Origin of the sequence: Arthrobacter sp. B2a2-09 (genome assembly GCF_027587375.1) — a bacterium.
GTDB lineage: Bacteria > Actinomycetota > Actinomycetes > Actinomycetales > Micrococcaceae > Arthrobacter.
This window is the reverse complement of sequence record NZ_JAMXIC010000004.1, coordinates 71,299-94,568: the sequence shown is the minus strand read 5'-3', so window position 1 is coordinate 94,568 and position 23,270 is coordinate 71,299. Positions and strand designations below refer to the sequence as shown.

Genomic DNA, 23,270 nt, shown 5'->3' with positions numbered 1-23,270 from the left:
CACGGATGCTGACCCCCAGCATTCACATGGGCTGCCGGTATTACTTGCCGATTACGCCGATCGGAACAATCTTGCCGTTCTCAACCTTGTAACCATAGACATCCGGTGTTGCCAGCTCGCCGGTTGAATCCCACTTGTAGTGCTTCGACAGGCCATCCGCATCGTAGGACTTGACCCAGGAAAGAAGGTCCGCACGGGACTGCTTGCCCTTGTCGATCCCCGAGAGCAAGACCGTGACGGCGTCGTAACCTTCAATGGAGTAGGTTCCGGGCTCAGCGTTGGCCAGCTTCTTGTACTCGGTCTCGAAGCTCGGGATCAGCTCACCCGGGATGCAGGGGCAGGTGAAGTACGAGTTGGACGACGCGTCGCCTGCCAGCTTGATGAACTGGTCATCCTTCACGCCATCCGGGCCCACGAAGGATCCGGTGAATCCCTTTGCAACCAGCTGCTGGTCGAAGGGAGCGCCCTCTGCGTAGTAGCCGGCGTAGTAGACGGTGTCTGCCTTGGCGTTCATGATCTTGGAAATCACGGCCGAGAAGTCCTTCTGGCCAGTGACGACCTTGTCGGACCCCACCATCGCAGAGCCAAGAGCCTGGGAGGTTGTGGTTCCCAAACCGATGCCGTAGTCAGAATCGTCCTGGACCAGGTAGACCTTCTTTGCCTGCAGCTTGTCCGTAAGGAACTTTGCTGCCGCTGGACCCTGGACGGCGTCATTGCCGAGGGCGCGGAAGAAAGTGGTCCAGCCGTTCTTGGTCAGGCTCGGGTTGGTAGCGGAGGGCGTGATGTGCACCAAGCCCTTCTGTTCGAAGATGTTGCCGGTGGCCTTGGACTCTCCGGAGAACGGCAAGCCCACCACTCCGATGATGTCCGGCTCGGAAACAATCTGCGTCACTGGGCCCGTGGCCTTGTTCGGATCGCCTTCAGTATCGAACTTCTTGAACTGGACCTGGCATCCGGGGTTCGCGGCGTTGTGCTGGTTGATCGCCAGTTGGATGCCGTTGAAGATGTTGATACCCAGCTGGGCGTTCGGTCCCGTTTCGGCACCGGCATAAGCAAGGGTTGTCGTGGACGGGCATGTTCCCTTGCCATCGCCTGCAGGCAAAACAGCTGCGGCAGGAACGTCGACTTTGGAAATCGAAGGGATGTTGATCCTGCCGCTGGCCCCCGAGGTCTCCGTGCCGCTAGGGGCGGTCTGATTCGCACAGCCCGCCACGAGCATGCCGAGGGTGGCCGCTGCTGCCATCGCCGAAATGACTTTCTTCCTGTACATAAATAGCCTCCGCGGTGCGTATGATTCGTGGTCATTCGCCCGAAGTCACTTTCACTTCGAACATGTTCCATGAGAGTACTACCAAATATGTGTCCTAGAACACATATATGCAGGTCAGGATCTAATAACGGTGGATGACCGCCGCGCGCGGACAACCCTTCTTATGAACGCACGGTTAAATTCGTGTCACTGCGCAGCTTGGCGCAAACAGGAGGGCCGGAAAGGAACGCACGTCGCGTGCGTGCCCCAGGTGGGACTCGAACCCACAACACGCGGATTTTAAGTCCGCTGCCTCTGCCAATTGGGCTACTGGGGCGCCCGGATAATGGTAACCCAGCGCACCCCCTTACTTTGTCTCCTAGAGCGCTTGGAACGGCGCGGCATAGCGAAAGGTTCCACTGGCGCCGTCGGGCCATGCTTTGAGGGGCAACAACTGGAAATGGTCTCCCCACCCGGCGTCGGGGGCCATCACGCCCAGCTTGCCGGCGGGAAGAAAACCGAAGCGAGGATAGTACTCAGTGCTGCCCAGCAAGGCGATGCCCGGTTCGCCCGCATCCTCGGCGCGCCGGGCGGTTTCCCGCAAGAGCGCAGATCCGATGCCGCGCCGCTGCAGGTGCGGCTGGACGCTGATCGGGCCCAGTCCCAAAAGCCGGAGCTCCCCGATCCGGCCGCGGGTACTGATGACGTGGCCTACGATCTCCCCGCCGATCTCGGCCACGATGCTGAACTCCGGCAGGTACTCATCGGAGTCGAACAGTTCCCGTAGCAGCTTTACTTCGGCCGGGACTCCTTCGACGGGCAACCCGGTGACCGGGCTAGTGGAAAAGGCGGCAGCCGTGAGCGCAAGCACGGACTCGCGGTCCGCACGCCTCTCCGTGCGCAGCACCACACCTTGGCCCAGCAGTTCAAGCACGTCCATGGCGTGGCCGCGCTCGGCGGATGGAACCAACAGGTGGTCGTGATGGAACCCGGCAAGGACATTGCAGCTGATACCAGCCGCCGTAAGGGCAGAGCTGACTGCCGCGGTGAGCCCCACGGCTTCCAACGCAGAGTGAATTTGAAGAGTGATCCACGCCGCCACGAAATCGTAGGACAGTCCCAGACGCTCGGCTTCCTCGCGCCGAAGCACCACGGTGAGGCCCTCCGCTTCGCGGACAGCAGCTTCGATATTGCCCTCAAGCGGTTTGCCGTGCGGCCACAATGCGTACACGTAATCGCCGTCTCGAACCACGGGATGCATGGATGTCAGGAGGGTCGTCAGATCGCTTTCGCCAGCCATGCTGCAAGTCTAGGACCCGCCGTCGCGGACAGGACCCTGCGTAAAGCCACGAGTAAACGACGACGGCGGCCGCCTCCCGAATGGGAGAAGGCCGCCGTCGGCGGAACTACTTGGGGTATCGCTACTTGGCGTCAGCCGTGACCGGAGCCTTGGCTTCAGCAGGCTCAGCAGGCTCAGCAGCCGGCGCGGGCGCGGCGGCCGGCTTGGGAGCCGGGGTGGCCGCGGCCACAAAGGCTCCCCGCGGGTTGTCGAGGTCCAGCAGCTGGGTGGTGTCGCGACCCATGGTCATGCCCAGGAGCCAGTTGAAGATCACGCGGACCTTGCGCTCACCGGTGGGGATGGCCAAGCCGTGGTAGCCGCGGTGGGCCAGCCAGGCGAGTCCGCCCTTGAGGCCGATACGGCCCAGGATGTTGATGTTGGCAACGCCCTTCCATTCGCCGAAGCCGGCAACCGCACCGAGGTTCTTGTGCTTGTAGTCGCCCATGGGCTTGTCCCAGCGGGAAGCCCACAGGTTCTTGGCGAGGCGCTTGGCCTGGCGCAGTGCGTGCTGGGCGTTCGGAACACAGGTGCCGTCCGGCAGGCCGCTGCCCGTGAGGTCCGGAACGGCAGCGATATCGCCGGCCGCCCACGCGTTGTCGATGATGCCTTCGTCGCCGGCGATGCGCAGGTCCGGGAGGACACGGACACGTCCGCGCGGCTCGAGCGGGAAGTCGGTGGAACGGATCATCGGGTTGGCCTGCACGCCTGCAGTCCACACGAGGGTGTCGGCTTCGAACTCCTGGGCAGGGGTCTTGTCCGGCAGGTTGATGAGCTTGAGGCTACCCTCGGCGTTATCGAGGGAGGTGTTGAGCAGGACCTCGATGCCACGGCTGCGCAGGTGTTCAACAACCCACTCGGCCTGGGATGCGGTGACCTCAGGCATGATGCGGCCCATGGCTTCGACAAGAACGAAGCGGACTTCTTCCTGGCGGATGCGCGAGTTGTTCTTGACGGCAGCGCGGGCGAGGTCTTCCATCTCGGTGATGCACTCAATACCGGCGAAACCGCCACCCACAACCACGAAGGTCAGGGCCTTGGCGCGCTCGGCGGCATCCGTCATGGTGGAGGCGACCTCGATGCGCTCAAGGACCTTGTTTCGCAGGGCGACCGCTTCTTCGATGGTCTTCAGGCCGATGCCTTCGTCAGCGAGTCCCTTGATGGGGAAGGTGCGGGTAATGGCACCGGCGGCAACCACGACGTCGAAGTAAGGGATCTCGAAAGGCTCTCCACCGTCGGCCGGAGCAACAACAGCGGTGCGGTTCTGGTGGTCGATGCTGGTGACGCGGCCCTGGATGAGTTCCGTCTGCTTGAGGTGCTGGCGGTGCGAGACGACGGCGTGGCGTGCCTCGATGTTGCCGCCGGCCACTTCGGGGAGGAAGGGCTGGTAGGTCATGTAGGGAAGGGGATCAACGACGGTGACGATTCCGCCGGCGTTCGCGATCTTCTTCTGCAGCTTGAGTGCTACGTACAGGCCGACGTATCCGCCGCCGACAACGAGAACACGGGGACGGTCAATGAGCTCAGGGGTGGTTGCCATAAGAATAGAGTACAGCACCTTGTGAAAATCTTCACTAACTATTTCCCGAGGCTGCCGCGCCGTCTCCAGGGGCTATTTCGGACCACTCGGATCCACGACGTCCACCACGCCCGTCGCGGGCTCGTCGGGCAGTTCCGGGGAGGTCCGGTAGGCGCGCCTCAATTGGACGGAGGCGCCCGCAAGGATCGCCACGAAGAGCGAACCGAAGCCGATGACCACAGCGGCCGGAACCGCAGTGTCGGCCTGCGAGGGCGCCTTCGCCGCAGGAACTGTGGGATCTGCCAAGGTGGCGGCGGGGATGCTCGGTTTGGACGTTGGCTGAGGTGTAGGGCTGCTGAGGTCCCCGCGCCGATGGACCCGGATCCATTCCGCAATGGATCCCACCGGATTGCTCGCCACCTCGGGCACATCGGCTTTCAGCGCTGCCTCGGCGTTGAGGATGCCGTAGCCATAGATAGGGTCCTTCCCGGGCGCCCCCGCATCCACCGCCGTGGACACAATCCTGTTGATGACCTGCTTGGCGCTCATATCCGGCCATTTCGAGCGGATAAGTGCAGCGACGCCGGAGACAATCGGCGCGGAGCCGGACGTGCCGGCCCAATCTTCATAGCTCCCCCCGGGCAGGCCACCCACCAGCTGTTCCGAGGGTGCCGAGACGCCGATGCTGATTCCCTGCGAAGAAGCATCGACGCTGGCGGTACGGTTCCGGTCAAGTCCTGCCACGGTCAGTACACCCGGAATCGTGGCGGGCGCGCCCACCTGGACATTTCCGCCGATCCGGTTGCCCGCCGCGGCCACGATCACCACATCCTTTTGTTCGGCATAGAGGAAGGCCGCGTCCCAGCTTTGGGGCCAGTCCGGCGAGGTGCTGCCGAGGGAAATATTGATGACCTTGGCGCCGTTGTCCACTGCCCATCGAACAGCTTCGGGAATCTGTTCCTGGTCCGTCTTGCCCGCGGGATTCGGCGAACCAAGCCAAGCGGAAACGGACAAGATCTGGGCCTCGGGGGCCACGCCGACAATTCCGTCCGGGCCAACACCGGAATCGGGCGAAGGAGACGAACTGGCCGACGGAGACGCCGAAGGGCTGGCCGAAGCGTGTCCACGCCCTGCCAGGAGGGTGGCGACGAGGGTCCCGTGCTCCGGTTTTGCCCCGATGCTCTTCTGTCCGTTCGGATCGCCCGCACCGGAAACGTCAGTTCCGCCGACCACCGCCCCCTTGAGATCGGGGTGTAGCCCGTCCACCCCGCTGTCGATGATGGCCACTTTCACCCCCGCGCCCTTGGATACCTGCCAGGCTGCTGAAATGCCGTACTCGTTGAGCCAGTATTCCTTGTCCCGCCAAGAGTCGGCGAACGCCGCAGGCGCAGTGAGCAGGGCCCCTGCAAGGCTTCCCCCGGCCAGCATGGCGGCCAGCGCGGCCGATACTGTCCGGCGGCGCCAACCGTGTGGCAATGCCATCAGCGAATACCCACTCTTACCGATTACTCGGAATACTCAGCGCGATGCCGTCGAGGATGTCATGCTCGCTGGAGGTGGCCGCGGTGATGGAGCCCTCTGCGAGCTCGGCCAAGCGCTGGAGGATGCGGCGCCAAACGAGGGCTCCGGCTCCGATGACGTCAACGCGTCCAGGATGCATGTAGGGCAGCCGGGCACGCTCTTCGCGGCTCATTTCCAACAGGCTTGTGGCGGCGTCGCTAATGGTCGCCAGGTCCAGGCTGGCACCGTGGATCAGTGCGGGATCGTACTCGCCCAGGCCCAAGGCGTGCGCCGTGATGGTGGTGATCGATCCGGCAACGCCCACGACGGCGGTGGCCCGGCCCAGCGGGACCGTACGGGCGGCGAGGTCAATGGCTGCGTCGACGTCGGCTTCCGCTGCGGCGATCTGTTCCGGCGTCGGAGGATCGCTGCGGAGGTGCCGTTCAGTCAGCCGCACGCAGCCGATGTCGACGGATTTGGCGGCAATGACGCCGTCGGAGTCTCCGAGGACGAACTCCGTGCTTCCGCCGCCGAGGTCCACCACCAGCACCGGGTCCTTGCCGCGTGAAGGAAGCACGCTGCTTGCACCGGCAAAGGACAGGGCGGCTTCTTCGTCGCCCGAGATGACCTCGGGTTCGACGCCCAGCAGGTGCCGGATCCCGTCAACGAAGACGTCCCGGTTGCGGGCGTCGCGGCTGGCAGAAGTTGCCACGAAACGGACGCCCCCGGCACCATGTTGGCGGATCAGCTCAGCGTAGTCGGCGGTTGCCGCGAAGGTGCGTTCGAGCGCCTCGGGGGCAAGCTCGCCGGTGGCGTCAACCCCTTGGCCGAGGCGCACCACGCGCATCTCGCGGACAACGTCCCGCAATGGAGACCCGGCGTCCGCGCCGTTGGAATCCGCGATCAGGAGGCGAATCGAATTGGTGCCACAATCGATGGCAGCTACCCGGTTCATACGTTGAGCTCCCCTGCGGCTGATTCCCTTGGTGCCTCTGTTGCTTGGGAGGACGTGGATTTGCGGACAGGGGCGGGACGGCCAACGATGTCAGGCAGGCCCTGCGGCCCGTGGCGGCTGAGATCCTTGGACGGGGCCTCCCCCGCGCTGTCCCACGCGCCGTCGCAATAGCATCGGTCCGCGGTCCACCATTCGCTGATCGCCTCGATGGCCTCGTCGCCGAGCGGATTGACGCCGGGACCGGCCGCCAGCGAGTGGCCAACGAGCACGTGCAGGCACTTGACGCGGGTGGGCATGCCGCCGGCAGAGACGCCTGCGATCTCGGGGACGTCCCCGGTGCCGGCACGTCCGGCAATCTCGTCACGAGCCTGAAGGTAGGCTTCGTGGGCGCTCCTGTAAGCCGCAGCCAAAGGCTCGTCGGCAGTGAGCCGTTCGTTCATCTCATTCATGAGCCCGCCGGCTTCCAGGCGCGACACGGCGGCGGTGATGACGGGGTGCGTCAAGTAGAACGTCGTCGGAAACGGGGTGCCGTTGCTCAATCTCGGAGCGGTCGCAGCGACCAGCGGGTTGCCGCACACGCAGCGCGCCGGGATTTCGACGACGTCGCGCACCGGCCGTCCGAGCTGGCGGCTGAGGATTTCAAGATCGTGTGCTGATGGCTTGCGGGACTCCTGCGATGCAGGTGCCGAGTTGTCTTCCACTGGCGCTGCCATCCTTCCTGCCCTGTTTGGCCGCGCCGATGAGGGCGCGACGGCGGCGGGCACCGCGTCTAGTCTGTTGCCGAGCGCCTGATGGATTCCCAGAGCCCATCCACCCAAGGCAGATTGGATGGGCTTCCGGAAGCTCCTGAGCTGGTGCTTCCGCCCGGCGTGCCGGCGGGAACGTCCCCACCAAACACCCAGTAGCCTGCTTCACCCGGCATAACCATGTTAATGCGGTCCCGGGCCTGTTGTTTCACGTAGTTGGGGTCCTGCCACCGTGTGATCTGCTTCTGGAGGCTGGCCTGATCGGCCTGTTTGCTCGCGATGTCGGCTTCCAGGCCGGAGATTTCCGCCTTTTTCTCCAACCAGATCTTGACTGTGGGCGCGAGCATGATGGTGATCGCGATCATCACCACGGCGAGGGCAAGCATGCGGCCGGAGAACGCCTTCGCGGGCACGGGGCGCGCGCTGTGGTCCTTGTCGAGGTGGGTGGAGACTGCGCCGGACGTTTTGTTGGATGCCTTGCCGACAACCGGGGTGTTTCCCGGCTTGCCCGGAAGAGAACGACCCGATTTCGCGGCAGAACCAGCCTTTGAGCCGGACTGGCCCTTGCTTTGGGTGCTGCCTTCGGCTCTGGCGTTCGACGACGTCCTGGACCCGACGTGAACCGGGGTCTCCTGCTGCGCAGAGGTTGCCTTGCGGGACTCGCCGAAGTCGGCACGGATAACATGGCCGCCGTCGGGGTTCTTCTGGGGCGAGCGGCCGAGGGCATCTGCCCTGGGGACCTTGGGGCGGCGGGTGGCCATGACACTCCTGTAATGCCTGGTGCTTGCCTGGCGGGTTGCTGCGCGTTGCGTGCCTCACGGAGCCTGCGGTTTGCCGAAGTGCTCGCACATTCCGTTAAACAGAACCGGTGGCTATGGTCTTTCCACCATAGCCACCGGTCAGCTGTTTCAGCGGATACTAGCCCTTGAAACGCGGGAAAGCGCTGCGGCCGGCGTAACGTGCGGCGTCGTCGAGTTCTTCTTCGATGCGCAGCAGCTGGTTGTACTTGGCGACGCGCTCGGAGCGGGCCGGGGCACCGGTCTTGATCTGGCCCGCGTTGGTGGCAACGGCGATGTCAGCAATGGTGGTGTCCTCGGTTTCGCCGGAGCGGTGCGAGGTGATGGTGGTGTAACCGGAGCGCTGGGCCAGGGAAACGGCGTCCAGGGTTTCGGTCAGGGAACCGATCTGGTTGACCTTGACGAGCAGGGAGTTGGCCGTGGCAGAGTCGATGCCCTGCTGCAGGCGGATCGGGTTGGTGACGAAAAGGTCGTCGCCAACCAGCTGGACTTTGTCGCCGATCGCGTCGGTGAGGGTCTTCCAGCCTTCCCAGTCGTTTTCGTCCAGCGGGTCTTCGATGGAGACCAGCGGGTAGTCGGCAACGAGTTCGGCGTAATAGGCGCTCATCTCGGTGGCCGAGAGTGCCTTGCCTTCGAACTGGTAGGCGCCGTCCTTGTAGAACTCGGAGGAGGCGACGTCCAAGGCCAGGGCGATGTCCTTGCCCGGGGTGTAGCCAGCGTTCTTGATGGCTTCCTGGATCAGGTCCAGTGCAGCGCGGTTGGACGGCAGGTTCGGCGCGAAGCCGCCTTCGTCACCGAGGCCGGTGGAGAGGCCCTTGGCCTGCAGGACGGACTTGAGGTTGTGGTAGACCTCAACGCCCCAGCGCAGGCCTTCGGAGAAGGTCTCGGCGCCGATCGGAGCGATCATGAATTCCTGGATGTCGACGTCCGAGTCGGCGTGGGAGCCACCGTTGAGGATGTTCATCAGCGGGACGGGCAGGACGTGGGCGTTCGGGCCACCCAGGTACTTGTACAGGGGCAGGTCCGCGGAGGCGGCGGCTGCGTTGGCCACGGCGAGGGAAACGCCGAGGATGGCGTTGGCGCCGAGCTTTGCCTTGTTCGGGGTGCCGTCGAGGTCGATCATGGCCTGGTCGATGCTGCGCTGGTCCGTGGCGTCGAAGCCGATCAGGGCCGGGGCGATTTCGTCGATGACCGCGTCAACGGCCTTCTGGACGCCCTTGCCGAGGTAACGGCCCTTGTCGCCGTCGCGCAGTTCAACGGCTTCGTGCTCGCCGGTGGAAGCACCGGAGGGAACTGCCGCGCGGCCGATCTGGCCATCGGAAAGCAGAACTTCAACTTCTACTGTCGGGTTTCCGCGGGAATCAAGGATCTCGCGGGCGTGGATGGCATCGATAAGCGCCATGGACTGCTCCTTATGGTGAAGCGATTTACTGGGAATCTTGAGGGAAATTCTCGACGTCCTCGTCGCCACTAGCCTAGTCGAGACCGGCCAACGTTACGGAACAGCGTCGGACCCCTCACGTTTTGTGGCTTCGCCGTCGCGTCCCTGGTAGCGGCGTACGGCACCGCGCAAGGCCCGTTCGGCGTCGAAGCCCTTCTCCCGTGAGCCCGCTACAACGGCAAGCAGCAAGTCTCCAAGCGCGGCTTCGGAGTCGGGAACCTCCACCGCGGCAACCGGACGGCCACGGCGTTCCGCGCCGCCTGAGCGCTCCGCGCGCTCGGCACGGTCAAGGGACTTTTGCGCCAGGGCGAGGGCCGGAAGGTGGGGTGGAATGCCTTCGAAAGGATCCGAACGCTCGGGCTTTTCGGCCTTCTTCACGGCATCCCACTTTTCGACGATCTCCTCCACGGTGGCCGGGAAGGAATCCTGCAAGGATCCGTCCGGCCTGAAGACGTGCGGGTTGCGCCGCACCATCTTCTCCGTGATGGTGCGGGCGACGTCGTCGAAGGTGAACTGTCCTTGCTCCTCGGCGAGCCGGGCGTGAAGTACCACCTGAAGCAGCACGTCGCCCAGCTCACCTCGGAGTTCGACGGCCGTATCGGAACCGGACGCACCGGCTTCGATCGAATCGACCACTTCGTACGCTTCCTCGATCAGGTACTCGACGAGGGATTCGTGGGTCAGCGCCCCCATCCACGGACAATGCTCGCGCAAAGAAGCAATTTTCCCCAGCAGCTCCCCCACCTCGCAAGCTCGGCCGGGGACCCCTGCTGCCGTGGGCCCACCGAGCACGTCCGTGGGTCGTTCAGAGGCCGCGCCTGAAGGAGTTTCCTCAGGCAAGGTTGGCGTAGGCGTCGTTGATGTACTCCACCAACGCTTCTTTTTCGTCGAGCGGCAGGAACGACGACTCGGCCGCGTTAAGGGTCAGTTCGAGAAGATCGTCGAGATCGTAGTCGAAGGTCTCCACGAGAAGCTCGAACTCGTCGGTGAGCGTCACGCCGCTCATGAGCCGGTTGTCCGTGTTGATGGTGACGTTGAAGCCCAACTGGTAAAGCATGTCCAGCGGGTGGTTCTCGATGCCTTCGCCGAAGTTCACGATTGCGCCGGTCTGCAGGTTGGACGAGGGGCAGATTTCCAGCGCAATTCCGCGATCGCGGACCCAGCCGGCCACCTCACCCAACGTGACCATGCCAACGGTGTCCTCGGCGTCGTCGTCGGCCTCTTCACCTTCGGCATCTTCGAATTCAACCGTGATGTCCTCCGCGATACGGACGCCGTGGCCCAAGCGCAGGGCGCGGCCGTCCACGAGGGCGGACTGGATGCTATCCAGGCCCGCGGCTTCTCCGGCGTGCACGGTAGCCGGGAAGTTGTGCTCGGCCAAGTAGGTGAAAGCGTCCTTGAAGCGGGACGGCAGGAAGCCGTCTTCGGCTCCGGCGATGTCGAAGCCGACAGCTCCGTTGTAGCGGTGGCGCACGGCGAGCTCGGCAATTTCCTGGCCGCGGTCCGCGTGGCGCATCGCCGTGATGAGCTGGCCCACCTGGATCTGGCGGCCGGACTCCTCAACGGCGTCCACGCCGGCGTCGAGACCTTCCTGGACGGCGTCCACAACCTCATCCAGGGTGAGGCCCTTCTGCAGGTGCTGTTCAGGAGCCCAACGGATCTCGCCGTACACGACGCCGTCGTCAGCCAGGTCCTCAACGAACTCCTTGGCGACACGCGCCAGGCCTTCCTTGGTCTGCATAACAGCGATGGTGTGGTCAAAGGTTTCGAGGTAGCGGACCAACGAACCGGAGTCGGCGGACTCACGGAACCACTGGCCCAGTGCTACGGGATCCGTGGAAGGCAGGGGGTGGCCGACGGCCTCCGCCAGCTCGATGATGGTGGCCGGACGCAGTCCCCCGTCCAGATGGTCGTGAAGGGAAACCTTCGGCAGGCTCTTCAGGTCGAAGTCAAGGGCAGGGGCGGCGTCAACAATGGGCTCAGTCACGTCTCAACTCTAGGGGGACGGAAGAAGCTTAGCCAGCAGGGTTTGAGCGATCGACGCCGGCCGCCGCGTTAACCGCGGTCCCTCCGTCTGCTGCGGCTGCTTCCGCGGAAGCAGCCGCCTTCGTCTCCGCGTCCTTCTTTTCGAGGTGCTTGTGCCACCAACGCAGCGTGTGGTCCACAATGACGCCGAGTACTACGGCGAATGCCACGGCAATCCCCACTCCGAGGAGCGGGTTGTTGTGCACCCAGTGGCCAGCCAGCGATCCAATGCCGATCGAATAGACTACCCACGTGAAGCAGGCGAAGGCATCCAGCCAGAAGAAGGTCTTGTGGCGGAACCCGGTCTGTCCGGCGACGTAGTTCACCGCCACACGGCCCCACGGGATATACCGTGCGGTGAATATAAGCACTGCGCCGCGCTTGTCCAGCTCGTAGTGTGCCCAGGCGAACATCTTCTGGACCTTCGGCTTGCGCATCCATTTCCAGCGGTCCAAGCCGATCTTGCGGCCCAGCATGTAGGCCATGTTGTCGCCGGCCATCGCCCCGACCAGCGCGGTAGCGCCGAGTAGCCACAGGTTGGGCTCACCCCGGTGCATTGCCAAAGCCGAGAGCCCTACGATCGCGGTCTCACTGGGAAGGATCGTGGCAAAGCCGTCGATGAAAAAGAAAACCAGGAGCGCCGGGTAGATCCACGGTTGCCCGGCGGCGTGCTCGAGCATGTGGTTCATGAATTCCACGCAGGCATTGCTCCTCAAGGAAAGTCACGCGGTTGCGTGACACAGATCGCTATCCAGTGTCCCACGGCCGGAGCGTCGTTCGCTACGCCCCGGCCGGGACACAATTTAAGGCTAGCTCGAAAGTTGGAACGTGAGCATCCCCCCGCAGAGGGATCTTCCGGAGCTAAACGCGTCATACCAAGGGAGGAGACGGCGCCACCCTGGCTGTGCACTCCTGGCTATCTGACAGGCTCCTCTTCGGGCTCCCCGGCTTCCTCGTCCTCTTCGGTGGCGGGGGTGGCACCGCGGACTTTGCTGATGACCCGGTCCACGATGATTCCCAGGATGGCGGCCGCAACGATCGCGATGGTCGCTCCGAGCAGGTGATTGTGCTCGAACCACTGGCCGAAGAACAAACCGATGGCTACGGAGTAACTGGCCCACAAAGCGGCAGACATGGCCGTGAGCGCCACAAACATGCCGTGCGAGAAATGCGTAGCACCGGCTGTGAGGTTGACCGCCACACGTCCAATGGGGATGAACCGGGCCACGATGATCAGTGACGCGGCCCGGCGTCGAAGTTCCCGCCCAGCCCAACGGAAGGCACCCTGCATCCTTTGGGAACGCATCCACCGCCAGCGGCGAACACCTATTTTGCGGCCTATCAAGTAGGCGATGTTGTCGCCAGTGAAAGCCCCGAGGGCGCCCACCAGGATCAGCAGCCACGCGTTAGGCGTCCCTGCGGTCGCGGAGACGGCCGCGAGTCCCACCACCATCGACTCGCTGGGAATGGGCGGGAAGAAACCGTCGATCACACAGCAGGCAAAAACCAGAAGCAAGACCCAAGGCTGTCCGGCTGCGGCGAGGATGAAGTCGTTGAAGGCTTGCACGGTCTTTCTAACGAATGGCCGCACGGATTGTCTCCCGGGCATCCCAAAATGCCCGGGAGACCCACCTAGGAGATCCGGTCGATGATGAGCCGTTGCGCCGGCCGTGAGCCTTCCGGCGCGATGAGCACGGCGCCTTCCAAGGCTTCCTTGGCCCGTTCGAACTTTTCCGGGGTGTCGGTCAGGAGGGTCATGAGTGGCTCCCCCGCCCGGACCAAGGCACCTGGTTTGGCATGCATCCGCACCCCGGCTCCGGCTTGGACGATGTCTTCCTTCCGGGCACGTCCGGCGCCGAGGCGCCAGGCAGCCACACCCACGGACAAGGCGTCGAGCTCCACCAGGACGCCGTCGGCAGGAGCCCGGATGACCTCGGATTCCCTGGCCACAGGCAGGGCGGCACGCGGATCGCCGCCTTGGGCTTCGATCATACGGTTCCAGACGTCCATCGCGCGGCCATCCTTGAGGGCGGCCGCGGGATCGGCGTCGTGCACTCCGGCGCAGGCGAGCATCTCTTCGGCGAGCCTGACGGTCAGCTCGACGACGTCTTCCGGACCGCCGCCCGCAAGCACCTCCACCGATTCCTCTACCTCGATCGCATTGCCCGCAGTCAAGCCCAGCGGGGTGCTCATGTTGGTCAGGAGGGCCACCGTGTTGACGCCCGCATCCTTGCCCAGGGCCACCATGGTTTCGGCCAGCTCGCGGGCACGGGCTTCGTCCTTCATGAACGCCCCGGAGCCCACCTTCACGTCGAGCACCAGGGAGCCCGTGCCCTCGGCGATCTTCTTGCTCATGATGGACGAGGCAATCAGGGGAATGGCTTCCACTGTGCCCGTCACGTCGCGCAGGGCGTAGAGCTTCTTGTCCGCCGGAGCCAATCCCGTGCCGGCGGCGCAGATGACAGCACCCACGTCCTGCAGCTGGGCAAGGATTTCCTCGTTGCTGAGGTTCGCCCGCCAACCGGGAATTGCTTCGAGCTTGTCGAGCGTGCCGCCCGTGTGGCCCAGTCCCCTGCCGGAAAGCTGGGGCACCGCCACTCCAAAGACCGCCACCAACGGCGCCAGCGGAAGGGTGATTTTGTCCCCGACGCCCCCTGTGGAGTGTTTGTCGGTGGTGGCTTTCATGCCGCCGTCGGGACGCCGAAGGCTGGAGAAGTCCATCCGCTCGCCCGAGGCGATCATCGCCTCCGTCCAACGCGAGATCTCGGCACGGTCCATCCCGTTGAGCAGGATCGCCATGTTCAAGGCCGCCATCTGCTCGTCGGCAATGACGCCGCGGGTGTAGGCATCGATGGTCCAGTCAATCTGTTCCGGGCTCAGGGTGCCCTTGTCCCGCTTGATGCTGATGATCTGGACGGCATCAAACGCTTCAGTCTGTGTCACCGGTTCTCCTCCAGGTTGTCGGGACCGAAGGCATCAGGCAGCACTTGGTCCATGGTCTTGATGCCCTGCGTTGTCATGAGTTGCATGCCGGGTGCCCGGAATTCATACAGCAATTGCCTGCAACGGCCACACGGCATGAGGACGTTGCCCTTGGCGTCGACGCAATAGAACGCCCGCAATCTGCCGCCGCCGCCCATATGGAGGTCTCCCACCAGGGCGCACTCGGCGCACAGGGTGAGGCCATAGCTGGCGTTCTCGACGTTGCAGCCGCTGACGATCCGCCCGTCCTCGGTGAGGGCGGCTGCCCCCACCGGGAACTTCGAATACGGAGCGTAGGCCTTCCCCATGGCGGCGACCGCGGCGGCCTCGAGGGCCGCCCAGTCCACTTCAGTATCCGTGACCGCCACGGTCAACCCTTGACGTACGGTATGCCGCTTGCCGCCGGCGGCCGGGACCTGCCCACCAATCCAGCGACCGCGAAGACCGTCAAGGCGTAAGGCAGCATGGCCATGAACTGGCTCGGCACGGGCGATCCGATGATGGTGATGACGCTCTGCAGGTTGTCCGCGAAGCCGAACAGCAACGCGGCCAGGAAGGCGCCGATCGGGTTCCAGCGCCCGAAGATCAACGCGGCGAGGGCGATATACCCGCGGCCACCGGACATGTCCTTGCTGAACGCATCCACGGACACCAACGTGAAGAACGAGCCGCCAATGCCCGCGATCGCGCCTCCCATGAGCACGTTCCAGAAACGGGTCCGGTTGACATTGATGCCCACGGTGTCGGCAGCCTGCGGATGCTCGCCGACGGCCCTCACGCGCAGTCCCCACTTCGTGTGGAAAAGGCCGAGGTAAACCACGATCACGGCGATGTACATCAGATAGCCCACGAGGGACTGGTGGAACAGGATGGGGCCGATGATGGGGATATCGGACAGGAAGGGAATGTCCACCGGAGGCAAGCGCCCCGGCTTGTTGAGCCCATCCGGGTCAGCCGTCAGCAGCGTCGAAAAGAGGAAGCTGGTCAGTCCGCTGATCAGGACGTTGAGCACGACGCCGACGATGATCTGGTTGACGAGGTACTTGATGCTGACCACAGCGAGGACCAAGGAAACAAGCGCTCCAGCTACGGCCGCCGCGACCAGCCCGGCGTAGACATTGTGCGTCACGGTGGCAACGACGGCCGCCGAAAACGCTCCCAGCAGGAGCTGCCCTTCAATGGCGATGTTGACCACGCCGACGCGTTCGCACAGGACGCCGGAAAGGGATCCGAAGACCAGCGGCACAGCCAGGGTTACGGATCCTGCGATCAGTCCGGCGAGGGAAATTGACGGCTCATCACCATTTCCGCCAGCCACGATCCAGACCATGAATCCGATGAGGAACACTGCGGCAAAGGTACCGCCCACCCAGCGGGGTGTAGCCCTCTTCGCCTGGGTGAGGTACACCGTGTAGCCGGCCAGGCCCAGGAGAATCACCGCAGCGATCCAGCCGATGGCCGCGGAAGGAAGCGTGATCTTGGAAACCTTCGCCACTCCCAGCGCGGCAAGGCCGAGGACCACCACAGCGGCGACGAAGGATGCTGGCAACCAACCCGGTACTGTGCCTGAACTTGACGCGAGGCCTGAACCCGACGTGGGGCCCGGACGACGGCGGGCGAACCACAGGTATCCGAGGCCAACGGAAAGCAGGAGGGCCAGAACGAACGTGACCAACGCAGCAACACTGGAGGCCGCTTCATTGGCCGCCTCGGCAATGCCGAAGCCTGCCGACTTCGAATTGGACATGAACCCGAACAGCGCGGTTCCCAGGATTGCGAGCAGGGACAGTCCGATTCCGGCCTTCCAGCTGACCAGCCCGGTGGCACCCGTTTTTCCGGGGCGCGCAGGCGCGTTACCGGCGGGTGTGCCACCGCCGGACTGAGTTGTGGTGGTGCTCATGCTGTTGCAGCTCCGCTCTCGATTTTTCCGGAGGGGATGGTTCCGGAGCCGGGGCCGCCAGTGGCCTTCTTCTTTTTCCGCGGGTTCAGTCCGAAGATCGCGCGCACCAGTGGCGGTGCCGCAATGAACAGGACGATCAAGGACTGGATGACCAAAACGATGTCGATGGGGGTCTGGGTTTCAGCCTGCATCGCGACGCCTCCCGCACGGAAGGCGCCGAAGAGAAGCCCGGCGAAGAAGGTTCCCCACGGCGTCGAACGGCCCAGCAATGCGACCGTGATGGCATCGAATCCGATGGAAGCCGCGACGCCTCCCGAGAGGTACTTCTCCGTTCCGGATACCTGCGCAATGCCGGCCAGGCCTGCAAGGGCACCCGCAATCGCCATCACGAGGATCACGGCGCGGGGAACGTTGATTCCAGCGGTGCGTGCCGCGCTCTGGTTGGCGCCCACGGCCCGGAATTCAAAGCCGAGCGTGGAGCGGTTCAGGAGCCACCAGACGAAGATCGTTGCCAGCACAGCCAGGAGGAAGCCGGCGTGGAGCCTGAACTGGGGCCCGAGCAACTCCGGAAACAGTGCCGACTGGTCCAGGAAGGGCGAGATCGGGTTGGTCGAGCCCTTGCGTTGGAAAGCCGGAGTGGTCAGGAGGAACAGGAGCAGGAAGTTGGCAATGTAGTTCAGCATGATGGTCACGATGACCTCATGCGCACCGGTCCGGGCCTTGAGGAGGCCGACGACGCCGCCCCACACCGCGCCGCCGACGAATCCGGCAACGATGACAAGCAGCAGGTGAACCAGGAAAGGCAAGTGCCAGGTGAATCCCACGTAGGCGCCGAACAGGGCACCAAAGATGATTTGGCCTTGCGCGCCGATGTTGAACAGTCCCGCACGGAAGGCTAAGGCCACGCCGAGACCTGCCAGGATCAGGGGCGTGGACACCGTCAGGGTTTCAGTGATCGGGTACAGCTGGGCTGCGGCGTCGGCCCCGGCCCAGTTGAATATCGAGCCCTGGACCAGTGCCACGTACGGCCTGAAGACCTCGGTGAGCATGTCCCCCGGCTGCGCGAAGAAATAACCTGCTGTTTCAGCCACTTTGGGGTTGGTCACGGCCATCAGGATTCCGCCGAGCACAATCGCGAGTAGCACGGACAACACCGAGACCATGGCGTTTCCGGTCACGATCTGCCGGAAGACCGAACCACCGGCGGCATGCGGGATCTGTCCGCCTTGGCTGGTAGCGGGAACTGCCGACGGGGCCATTGCACCGTCAGCAGTGTCCAATGCGACATCCAGGACGGCCTCGTCGTTCAATGTTTCCGGGCGCTCCGGCTCGACCTCGTTTTCTTGTCGAGGGGTGTTGGACTCAGACATGTGTTCCTCCCTCGAGGGTCTTGTGCGCAGTCAGTTCTGCCTCATGTTCCGGAACGCCTGCCATCATCAAACCCAGCACATCGCGGGAGGTACCGGCGGGAACAATCCCGACCAGCTTTCCGCGGTAGAGAACGGCGATCCTGTCAGCTAGCTCGAGCACTTCATCGAGTTCCGTTGACACGATCATCACCGGAGTTCCGTTGTCCCGTTCGGCAATGACCCGTTTGTGCACGAATTCGATGGAGCCGACGTCGAGGCCTCGGGTGGGCTGCGATGCGATGAAGAGCCTCAATGGCCTCGACAGCTCCCTTGCGAGCACCACCTTTTGCTGGTTACCTCCGGAGAGCGTGCCTACGGCGACATCGATCGACGGCGTCCGCACATCGAACTCTTCGACCTTCTTCTCGGCGTGGGAAGCAATCAAGGCCGGTTTCATGCCGATGCCTTGGGCAAAAGGCGGCTTGTCGTACAGGTCCAGGATCATGTTCTCGGAAATGGAGAACGTTCCTACCAGGCCGTCGATCTTGCGGTCCTCAGGGACGAACCCGACGCCGGCGGAAAGGACCTGCTTGACGCTCTTGCCGAGCAGTTCGACGTCGTCGAGGATGATGGACCCGGTGACGTGGGGCTGGACGCCGAGGATGGCTTCCGTGAGCTCCGTCTGGCCGTTGCCTTGGACACCGGCGATGGCAAGCACTTCGCCCTTGGCGATCTCGAAACTCAGCCCGTCCACGACGTGCTGGCCATTGTGGTCGACGACGGTCAGGTCCCGGACCTTGAAGGTCGCCTCACCCGGTTGGGCGGGTTTCTTTTCCAGGGTCAGGCTGACCGCCCGGCCCACCATCGCCGAGGCGAGTTCCGTCGGGGACGCGGAGGGATCAGCCGAGCCCACCACTTTCCCCCGCCGGATCACCGTGATGATGTCCGAAATTTCCTTGACCTCACGCAGTTTGTGCGAGATGAAGACAATTGATTTTCCGGCGGCCTTGAGCTGTCGGATGATGTCCAGGAGCTCATCGGTTTCCTGCGGAGTGAGAACCGCCGTCGGTTCATCGAGAATCAGGACTTCGGCGTCGCGCACCAGCGCCTTGATGATCTCGACCCGTTGCTGCACGCCCACGGGCAGGTCTTCCACGAGGGCGTCAGGGTCGACGTGGAATCCGTACTGCTTGGAGATCTCGGAAATCTTGCGGCGGGTTTCATCCAGGTTCAGGAAACCGGCAGCCTTGGTGGCTTCGTTTCCCAGCGCGACATTTTCGGCGACGGTGAATACCGGAATCAGCATGAAGTGCTGGTGGACCATTCCGATCCCTGCCGCCATGGCATCGCCGGGACCCTTGAAGACGACCGGCTTGCCGTCGACCAGGATTTCGCCGTCGCTGGGATCGTAGAGTCCGTAAAGGACATTCATCAGGGTGGATTTACCGGCACCGTTTTCGCCCAAGAGGCAATGGACTTGGCCGGGTTCAACCACGAGATCGATGTGGTCATTGGCTACGAGGGATCCGAAGCGCTTCGTGATCCCTTTCAGTTCGAGTTTCAAAACTCCAACCCATCTATAAAGGATGGCTCCTCGTCATCACCGTGCTCCCAGCATAGTGCTCGGCCAAGGAGTGTCGAAGAGCAAAATTGAAGGCAACGCAGAACGCGCTGCCCTTCTGCCAAAACTCGGCTGAAGGGCAGCGCGACGCGGTTTAGCCCGGACTATTACTTGGGGCTGGACTTCGATTCGACCTTGACTGCGCCCGAGATGATGTCCTTCTTCAACTGGTCAAGATCACTCTTCATGTCAGCCGGCACAGCGGAGTCGAGATCGTGGAACGGGGCAAGCGCCACGCCCCCGTTGTCGAGCGTGCCAACGTAGGGGCTGGGGTCGAACTTGCCGTCTTTGTCGGCCTTGATGACCGTTTCGACGGCGGTCGCCATGGTCTTCTGGACCGAAGTCAGGATGACCGACTTGTAGGCGGGTGCGGTCAGGTAGCCATCCGAGTCAACCCAGATCAGCTTTGCGTCCGTGCCCTTCGCCTTGGCGTCAAGGATCGCACTTCCGGCGCCCGCTCCAACCGGGCCAGCGACGGGAAGGATGACGTCGGCCCCTTGGTCCAGGAATCCCTGGGTGAGGACCTTGCCCTTGTCGACCTGCTTGAAGTCGCCGACAAACGTTCCGTCCTGCTTGTCCTTGTCCCAGCCAAGCAGCTGGACGGACTTGCCCTTCTTCTGGTTGTAGTACTTCACGCCGTCAGAGAAGCCGTCCATGAAGATGCTCACGGTGGGGATGTTGAGGCCACCGAAGGTGGCAACCTTGCCCGTCTTGGAAGTGCCGGCGGCGAGGTATCCGGCCATGAAGGCAGCCTGTGCCGTGTCATAGACAATCGGCTTGACGTTCTTCGGGAAGGTGGGGTCCGAGTAGTCGATGATCGCGAAGTGGTCGTTCGGGTTCGCCGTCGCAATGTTCTTCGTGGCGTCGCCCAGCAGGAAGCCGACCGTAACCGTCAGCTTGCAGCCTTGCTGGACCATGGAACGCAGGTTGGGGTCATAGTCCGTGTCGGCCTTGGACTGGACGTGCTTCTCCTGGATATTCAGGTCCTTGGCTGCCGCCTGAAGGCCTTCGTAGCCTGACTGGTTGAACGACTTGTCATCGAAGCCGCCGGAGTCGGACACCATGCATGCGGTGTAGTCCGACTTGGTGGCGCTGCCCGAGCTCGACGCAGACGGTGCGCTGCCGCAGCCTGCCAGCAAAAGTGCAGCGGCGCCCGCAGTTGCGACGCCCGCAAATGAACCGCGCTTTAATGTGGCACGCAGTGATTGCTTCAATTTTCCTCCAGGAAGAAAGTGATTGATGCTACGACAGTTGGTCAATGAGTGTCCGTTTCGAAAACTCGAGTCTGAAATTCTGTTTTCACTGATGCTTCGCAGCACTGCGCCTGGGGCGCACTGATGGCACAACTTTAGTGGGATTGAACACACCCGGGTAACACAAAAGCCCAACAACCCGAAGATTGTTGAGCTTTTGTTACCAAGCAGTAGTGGAACTCCCAGCCAGCGGGCCTAGCATTCGCGTTCCCACGGGCGCGAACTGGCAGCAGATGACCCCAAAATCGCTTTTTGAGGGCATCTGCCGCCAGTTCGCGCCGCTACGGAAATGGACTCAGGGCAGGCGGACCAGCATCTTGCCGGTGTTGGCTCCATCCAGGAGATCAATGAAGGCCTGCGGCGCGTTTTCCAGCCCGTCAACGATCGTCTCGTCGTAGCGGACCGTTCCATCGGCCAGCCATCCGGCCATCTTCTCGGCGAACTCGGCGGCGTGCTGGCGCTGGCCGCCTACGAGGAAGCCACGGAGGGTCAGTTGCTTTCCGATGGCCACGGCCAGGTTCCGCGGGCCCGGTGTGGGCTCTGTGGAATTGTACTGCGAAATGGCGCCGCACATTGCCACGCGGCCACCCGCGGTGAGGACTGCGAGGGCAGCCTCGAGGTGTTCGCCGCCCACGTTGTCAAAGTAGACATCGATGCCGCGCTCCCCCGCCGCCTCGCGGAGTTGCTTCACCACCGGGCCGTCGTGGTAGTCGAAGGCCGCGTCGAAGCCGAGTTCCAGCAAGCGCGCCACCTTCTCCGGGGAACCGGCGCTGCCAATCACCTTGGAGGCGCCCATGGCCTTGGCGACCTGGCCGACGATCGAACCTACTGCGCCCGCGGCACCGGAAACGAAGACGACGTCCCCGGCCTTGAACTCGGCCACCTTGAGCAGCCCGGCATACGCCGTCAGGCCCGTCATGCCAAGCGCTCCGAGGAACGCCGACGTCGGTGCCAGGCCGGCCGGAACCGGCGTCGCGCTTGCCGCATCCAGCACGGAAAATTCGCGCCAACCGAGCTGGTGCACGACGACGTCACCCACCTTGAGAGCCTCGGAACGGGACGCGATCACCTCGCCCACCGCACCGCCGTCGAGCGCTGCATCGAGTCGGAAAGGTGCCGAATAGGACTTCGTGTCATTCATGCGGCCGCGCATGTAGGGATCGACCGACATGAACTCGTTGCGGACCAGGATCTGGCCGTCCTGAAGCTCCGGCAGATCGGTCTCAGCCAACCGGAAATTCTCCTGGACAGGGCGTCCCTGCGGACGGGATGCCAGCTGGATTTCGCGGGTGCTATTGGGGACGGCGGCGCTCATGCGGCCACCTCCACAAGCTTGATGTCGACGGCGATGTTGCCGCGGGTCGCGTTGGAGTAGGGGCAGATCTGGTGGGCCTTGGCCACGAGCTGCTCGGCGGTTTCCCGGTCGAGGGCAGGCAGCGCGATCTCGAGCTCGGCGGCGAGCCCGTATCCCTCGCGGTCCTCCAGTGCGCCGAAGTGGATCTTGGCAGCCACGGCGGAATCACTGAGATCCACCCGGGCCTTGCGTCCCACCAACCTGAGCGCCGAGTGGAAGCATGCAGCGTATCCGGCGGCGAAGAGTTGCTCGGGGTTGGTGCCCTGGCCATTTCCGCCCAGTTCCACCGGGCTGGCGAGAGCGACGTCCAACTTGCCGTCATTGCTGCGTGCGTTGCCGTCGCGGCCTTCACCGGAGGCAAGCGCCTCGGCTGTGTAGAGAGTCTTCACTGTGGTTCCTTTTCCTTCGGAGGGGATGGACGATCAGATGGCTGAATGGAGGGCTTCGGTGAGCCGGCCCAGGGTGTCGTGAAGCTGTGCAAGTTCGGCGGCGCTCAAGCCGGCGGCCTCGGCGAGGCGTTCCGGCACAGCCCCGGCCCGGGCGCTGAGGGTACGTCCCGCATCGCTCAGGTGGATCTCAACGCGACGCTCATCCTCGGCCGAACGCCGGCGCTCCACCAACCCCAAGGCTTCAAGCCTCTTGAGCAGCGGTGACAGGGTGCCCGAATCGAGGCCCAGCTCAGTACCCAGTTCCCGGACGCTTCGCGGCTCGTTCTCCCAGAGCACCAGCATCACGAGGTACTGCGGATACGTCAGTCCAAGCTCATCCAGCACCGGCCGGTAGACCGCCGTCGCCGCCTTGGACGCGGAGTAGAGGGCGAAACAGACCTGGTGGTTGAGGCGGGGGGCTTCACTCATGAATATAACGATAGCTCACAATTAAATTGTGCACAACTCAATTCGCCCCAGCGACCCTCGCTCACAAACAAGCCCACCCCCGACGACCCTCGCTCACAAACAAGCCCACCCCCGACGACCCTCGCTCACAAACAAGCCCACCCCCGACGACCCTCGCTCACAAACAAGCCCATCTCGGGCGACGCTCGCTCACAAACAAGCCCAAACGACGGGATCCTCCTGCAGATGATCCGAGCGAGCGTCCGCCGACCGACCCACATAAGCGAGAGAGCGTCCCCCGACCGACCCACATAAGCGAGCGAGCGTCCGCCGACCGACCCACATAAGCGAGCGAGCGTCCGCCGACCGACCCACATAAGCGAGCGAGCGTCCGCCGACCGACCCAC

Annotated in this window: 21 protein-coding genes and 1 tRNA gene; all 22 read right to left on the bottom strand. The window is 63.6% G+C overall.

What is annotated here, in order from left to right; translation table 11 throughout:
• Window positions 1–40: 40 nt before the first annotated feature.
• The 22 genes from NFJ07_RS06070 to NFJ07_RS05965 all read right to left on the bottom strand — a co-directional run bounded on the left by NFJ07_RS06070 (window position 41) and on the right by NFJ07_RS05965 (window position 22,884).
• Entirely contained in the window at window positions 41–1,270 is a 1,230-nt protein-coding gene (locus NFJ07_RS06070; RefSeq protein WP_269993204.1) for a branched-chain amino acid ABC transporter substrate-binding protein, read from the bottom strand.
• Between the two features lie 242 nt (window positions 1,271–1,512).
• Window positions 1,513–1,586, bottom strand: a tRNA-Leu gene (locus NFJ07_RS06065).
• A gap of 42 nt (window positions 1,587–1,628) precedes the next feature.
• Window positions 1,629–2,549, bottom strand: coding sequence for an N-acetyltransferase (locus NFJ07_RS06060; protein ID WP_269993203.1), 921 nt, complete (start codon window positions 2,547–2,549; stop codon window positions 1,629–1,631).
• A 121-nt stretch (window positions 2,550–2,670) separates the two neighbouring features.
• The gene (locus NFJ07_RS06055) at window positions 2,671–4,125 is read right to left on the bottom strand and encodes an NAD(P)/FAD-dependent oxidoreductase (protein WP_269993202.1); all 1,455 of its coding nucleotides are present in this window, start codon (window positions 4,123–4,125) and stop codon (window positions 2,671–2,673) included.
• Window positions 4,126–4,197: 72 nt separating this feature from the next.
• A complete protein-coding gene (locus NFJ07_RS06050; protein ID WP_269993201.1) occupies window positions 4,198–5,586 on the bottom strand; it encodes a S8 family serine peptidase in 1,389 nt (462 codons plus the stop codon).
• A gap of 16 nt (window positions 5,587–5,602) precedes the next feature.
• On the bottom strand, window positions 5,603–6,559 hold the full coding sequence (locus NFJ07_RS06045) for a Ppx/GppA phosphatase family protein (RefSeq protein WP_269993200.1): 957 nt from the start codon (window positions 6,557–6,559) through the stop codon (window positions 5,603–5,605).
• Window positions 6,556–7,272 (bottom strand): DUF501 domain-containing protein, encoded by a 717-nt coding sequence (locus NFJ07_RS06040; protein WP_269993199.1) that lies wholly within the window; start codon window positions 7,270–7,272, stop codon window positions 6,556–6,558. Before NFJ07_RS06040 ends, NFJ07_RS06045 begins: the two co-directional genes overlap by 4 nt.
• Window positions 7,273–7,328: 56 nt before the next feature.
• Window positions 7,329–8,066: an FtsB family cell division protein gene (locus NFJ07_RS06035; protein WP_269993198.1), complete on the bottom strand. Its 738-nt coding sequence runs from the start codon at window positions 8,064–8,066 to the stop codon at window positions 7,329–7,331.
• Between the two features lie 157 nt (window positions 8,067–8,223).
• The gene (gene eno, locus NFJ07_RS06030; RefSeq protein ID WP_269993197.1) at window positions 8,224–9,504 is read right to left on the bottom strand and encodes a phosphopyruvate hydratase; all 1,281 of its coding nucleotides are present in this window, start codon (window positions 9,502–9,504) and stop codon (window positions 8,224–8,226) included.
• 93 nt (window positions 9,505–9,597) lie between these two features.
• Window positions 9,598–10,236: a MazG nucleotide pyrophosphohydrolase domain-containing protein gene (locus tag NFJ07_RS06025; protein ID WP_269993196.1), complete on the bottom strand. Its 639-nt coding sequence runs from the start codon at window positions 10,234–10,236 to the stop codon at window positions 9,598–9,600.
• 139 nt (window positions 10,237–10,375) lie between these two features.
• Window positions 10,376–11,530: an adenosine deaminase gene (locus NFJ07_RS06020; protein ID WP_269993195.1), complete on the bottom strand. Its 1,155-nt coding sequence runs from the start codon at window positions 11,528–11,530 to the stop codon at window positions 10,376–10,378.
• Between the two features lie 28 nt (window positions 11,531–11,558).
• On the bottom strand, window positions 11,559–12,248 hold the full coding sequence (locus tag NFJ07_RS06015; RefSeq protein WP_269993396.1) for a DedA family protein: 690 nt from the start codon (window positions 12,246–12,248) through the stop codon (window positions 11,559–11,561).
• Between the two features lie 236 nt (window positions 12,249–12,484).
• A complete protein-coding gene (locus NFJ07_RS06010; RefSeq protein ID WP_269993194.1) occupies window positions 12,485–13,135 on the bottom strand; it encodes a DedA family protein in 651 nt (216 codons plus the stop codon).
• 65 nt (window positions 13,136–13,200) lie between these two features.
• Entirely contained in the window at window positions 13,201–14,511 is a 1,311-nt protein-coding gene (locus tag NFJ07_RS06005; RefSeq protein WP_269993193.1) for a thymidine phosphorylase, read from the bottom strand.
• On the bottom strand, window positions 14,508–14,918 hold the full coding sequence (locus tag NFJ07_RS06000) for a cytidine deaminase (protein WP_269993192.1): 411 nt from the start codon (window positions 14,916–14,918) through the stop codon (window positions 14,508–14,510). The genes NFJ07_RS06005 and NFJ07_RS06000 overlap by 4 nt, the downstream gene beginning before the upstream one ends.
• Window positions 14,919–14,920: 2 nt before the next feature.
• Complete coding sequence (locus tag NFJ07_RS05995) at window positions 14,921–16,450, bottom strand: ABC transporter permease (protein ID WP_269993191.1); 1,530 nt, start codon at window positions 16,448–16,450, stop codon at window positions 14,921–14,923.
• Window positions 16,447–17,820, bottom strand: a complete 1,374-nt coding sequence (locus NFJ07_RS05990) for an ABC transporter permease (RefSeq protein WP_442865304.1) — start codon at window positions 17,818–17,820, stop codon at window positions 16,447–16,449. Before NFJ07_RS05990 ends, NFJ07_RS05995 begins: the two co-directional genes overlap by 4 nt.
• Complete coding sequence (locus NFJ07_RS05985; protein WP_269993190.1) at window positions 17,813–19,363, bottom strand: ABC transporter ATP-binding protein; 1,551 nt, start codon at window positions 19,361–19,363, stop codon at window positions 17,813–17,815. The genes NFJ07_RS05990 and NFJ07_RS05985 overlap by 8 nt, the downstream gene beginning before the upstream one ends.
• Before the next feature lie 164 nt (window positions 19,364–19,527).
• Window positions 19,528–20,634, bottom strand: a complete 1,107-nt coding sequence (locus tag NFJ07_RS05980) for a BMP family lipoprotein (RefSeq protein ID WP_269993189.1) — start codon at window positions 20,632–20,634, stop codon at window positions 19,528–19,530.
• 334 nt (window positions 20,635–20,968) lie between these two features.
• Window positions 20,969–21,988, bottom strand: coding sequence for an NADP-dependent oxidoreductase (locus tag NFJ07_RS05975; RefSeq protein ID WP_269993188.1), 1,020 nt, complete (start codon window positions 21,986–21,988; stop codon window positions 20,969–20,971).
• A complete protein-coding gene (locus tag NFJ07_RS05970) occupies window positions 21,985–22,416 on the bottom strand; it encodes an organic hydroperoxide resistance protein (RefSeq protein ID WP_269993187.1) in 432 nt (143 codons plus the stop codon). The genes NFJ07_RS05975 and NFJ07_RS05970 overlap by 4 nt, the downstream gene beginning before the upstream one ends.
• 33 nt (window positions 22,417–22,449) lie before the next feature.
• Window positions 22,450–22,884: a MarR family winged helix-turn-helix transcriptional regulator gene (locus NFJ07_RS05965; RefSeq protein WP_269993185.1), complete on the bottom strand. Its 435-nt coding sequence runs from the start codon at window positions 22,882–22,884 to the stop codon at window positions 22,450–22,452.
• Between the last annotated feature and the right edge of the window lie 386 nt (window positions 22,885–23,270).

What these genes read in the sequence shown, in the direction of transcription:
- NFJ07_RS06070 (WP_269993204.1), bottom strand. Translation starts at nt 1,270, where the DNA reads ATGTACAGGAAGAAAGTCATTTCGGCGATGGCAGCAGCGGCCACCCTC.
- NFJ07_RS06060 (WP_269993203.1), bottom strand. Translation starts at nt 2,549, where the DNA reads ATGGCTGGCGAAAGCGATCTGACGACCCTCCTGACATCCATGCATCCC.
- NFJ07_RS06055 (WP_269993202.1), bottom strand. Translation starts at nt 4,125, where the DNA reads ATGGCAACCACCCCTGAGCTCATTGACCGTCCCCGTGTTCTCGTTGTC.
- NFJ07_RS06050 (WP_269993201.1), bottom strand. Translation starts at nt 5,586, where the DNA reads ATGGCATTGCCACACGGTTGGCGCCGCCGGACAGTATCGGCCGCGCTG.
- NFJ07_RS06045 (WP_269993200.1), bottom strand. Translation starts at nt 6,559, where the DNA reads ATGAACCGGGTAGCTGCCATCGATTGTGGCACCAATTCGATTCGCCTC.
- NFJ07_RS06040 (WP_269993199.1), bottom strand. Translation starts at nt 7,272, where the DNA reads ATGGCAGCGCCAGTGGAAGACAACTCGGCACCTGCATCGCAGGAGTCC.
- NFJ07_RS06035 (WP_269993198.1), bottom strand. Translation starts at nt 8,066, where the DNA reads ATGGCCACCCGCCGCCCCAAGGTCCCCAGGGCAGATGCCCTCGGCCGC.
- eno (WP_269993197.1), bottom strand. Translation starts at nt 9,504, where the DNA reads ATGGCGCTTATCGATGCCATCCACGCCCGCGAGATCCTTGATTCCCGC.
- NFJ07_RS06025 (WP_269993196.1), bottom strand. Translation starts at nt 10,236, where the DNA reads ATGGGGGCGCTGACCCACGAATCCCTCGTCGAGTACCTGATCGAGGAA.
- NFJ07_RS06015 (WP_269993396.1), bottom strand. Translation starts at nt 12,248, where the DNA reads ATGCTCGAGCACGCCGCCGGGCAACCGTGGATCTACCCGGCGCTCCTG.
- NFJ07_RS05995 (WP_269993191.1), bottom strand. Translation starts at nt 16,450, where the DNA reads ATGAGCACCACCACAACTCAGTCCGGCGGTGGCACACCCGCCGGTAAC.
- NFJ07_RS05990 (WP_442865304.1), bottom strand. Translation starts at nt 17,820, where the DNA reads ATGTCTGAGTCCAACACCCCTCGACAAGAAAACGAGGTCGAGCCGGAG.
- NFJ07_RS05975 (WP_269993188.1), bottom strand. Translation starts at nt 21,988, where the DNA reads ATGAGCGCCGCCGTCCCCAATAGCACCCGCGAAATCCAGCTGGCATCC.
- NFJ07_RS05965 (WP_269993185.1), bottom strand. Translation starts at nt 22,884, where the DNA reads ATGAGTGAAGCCCCCCGCCTCAACCACCAGGTCTGTTTCGCCCTCTAC.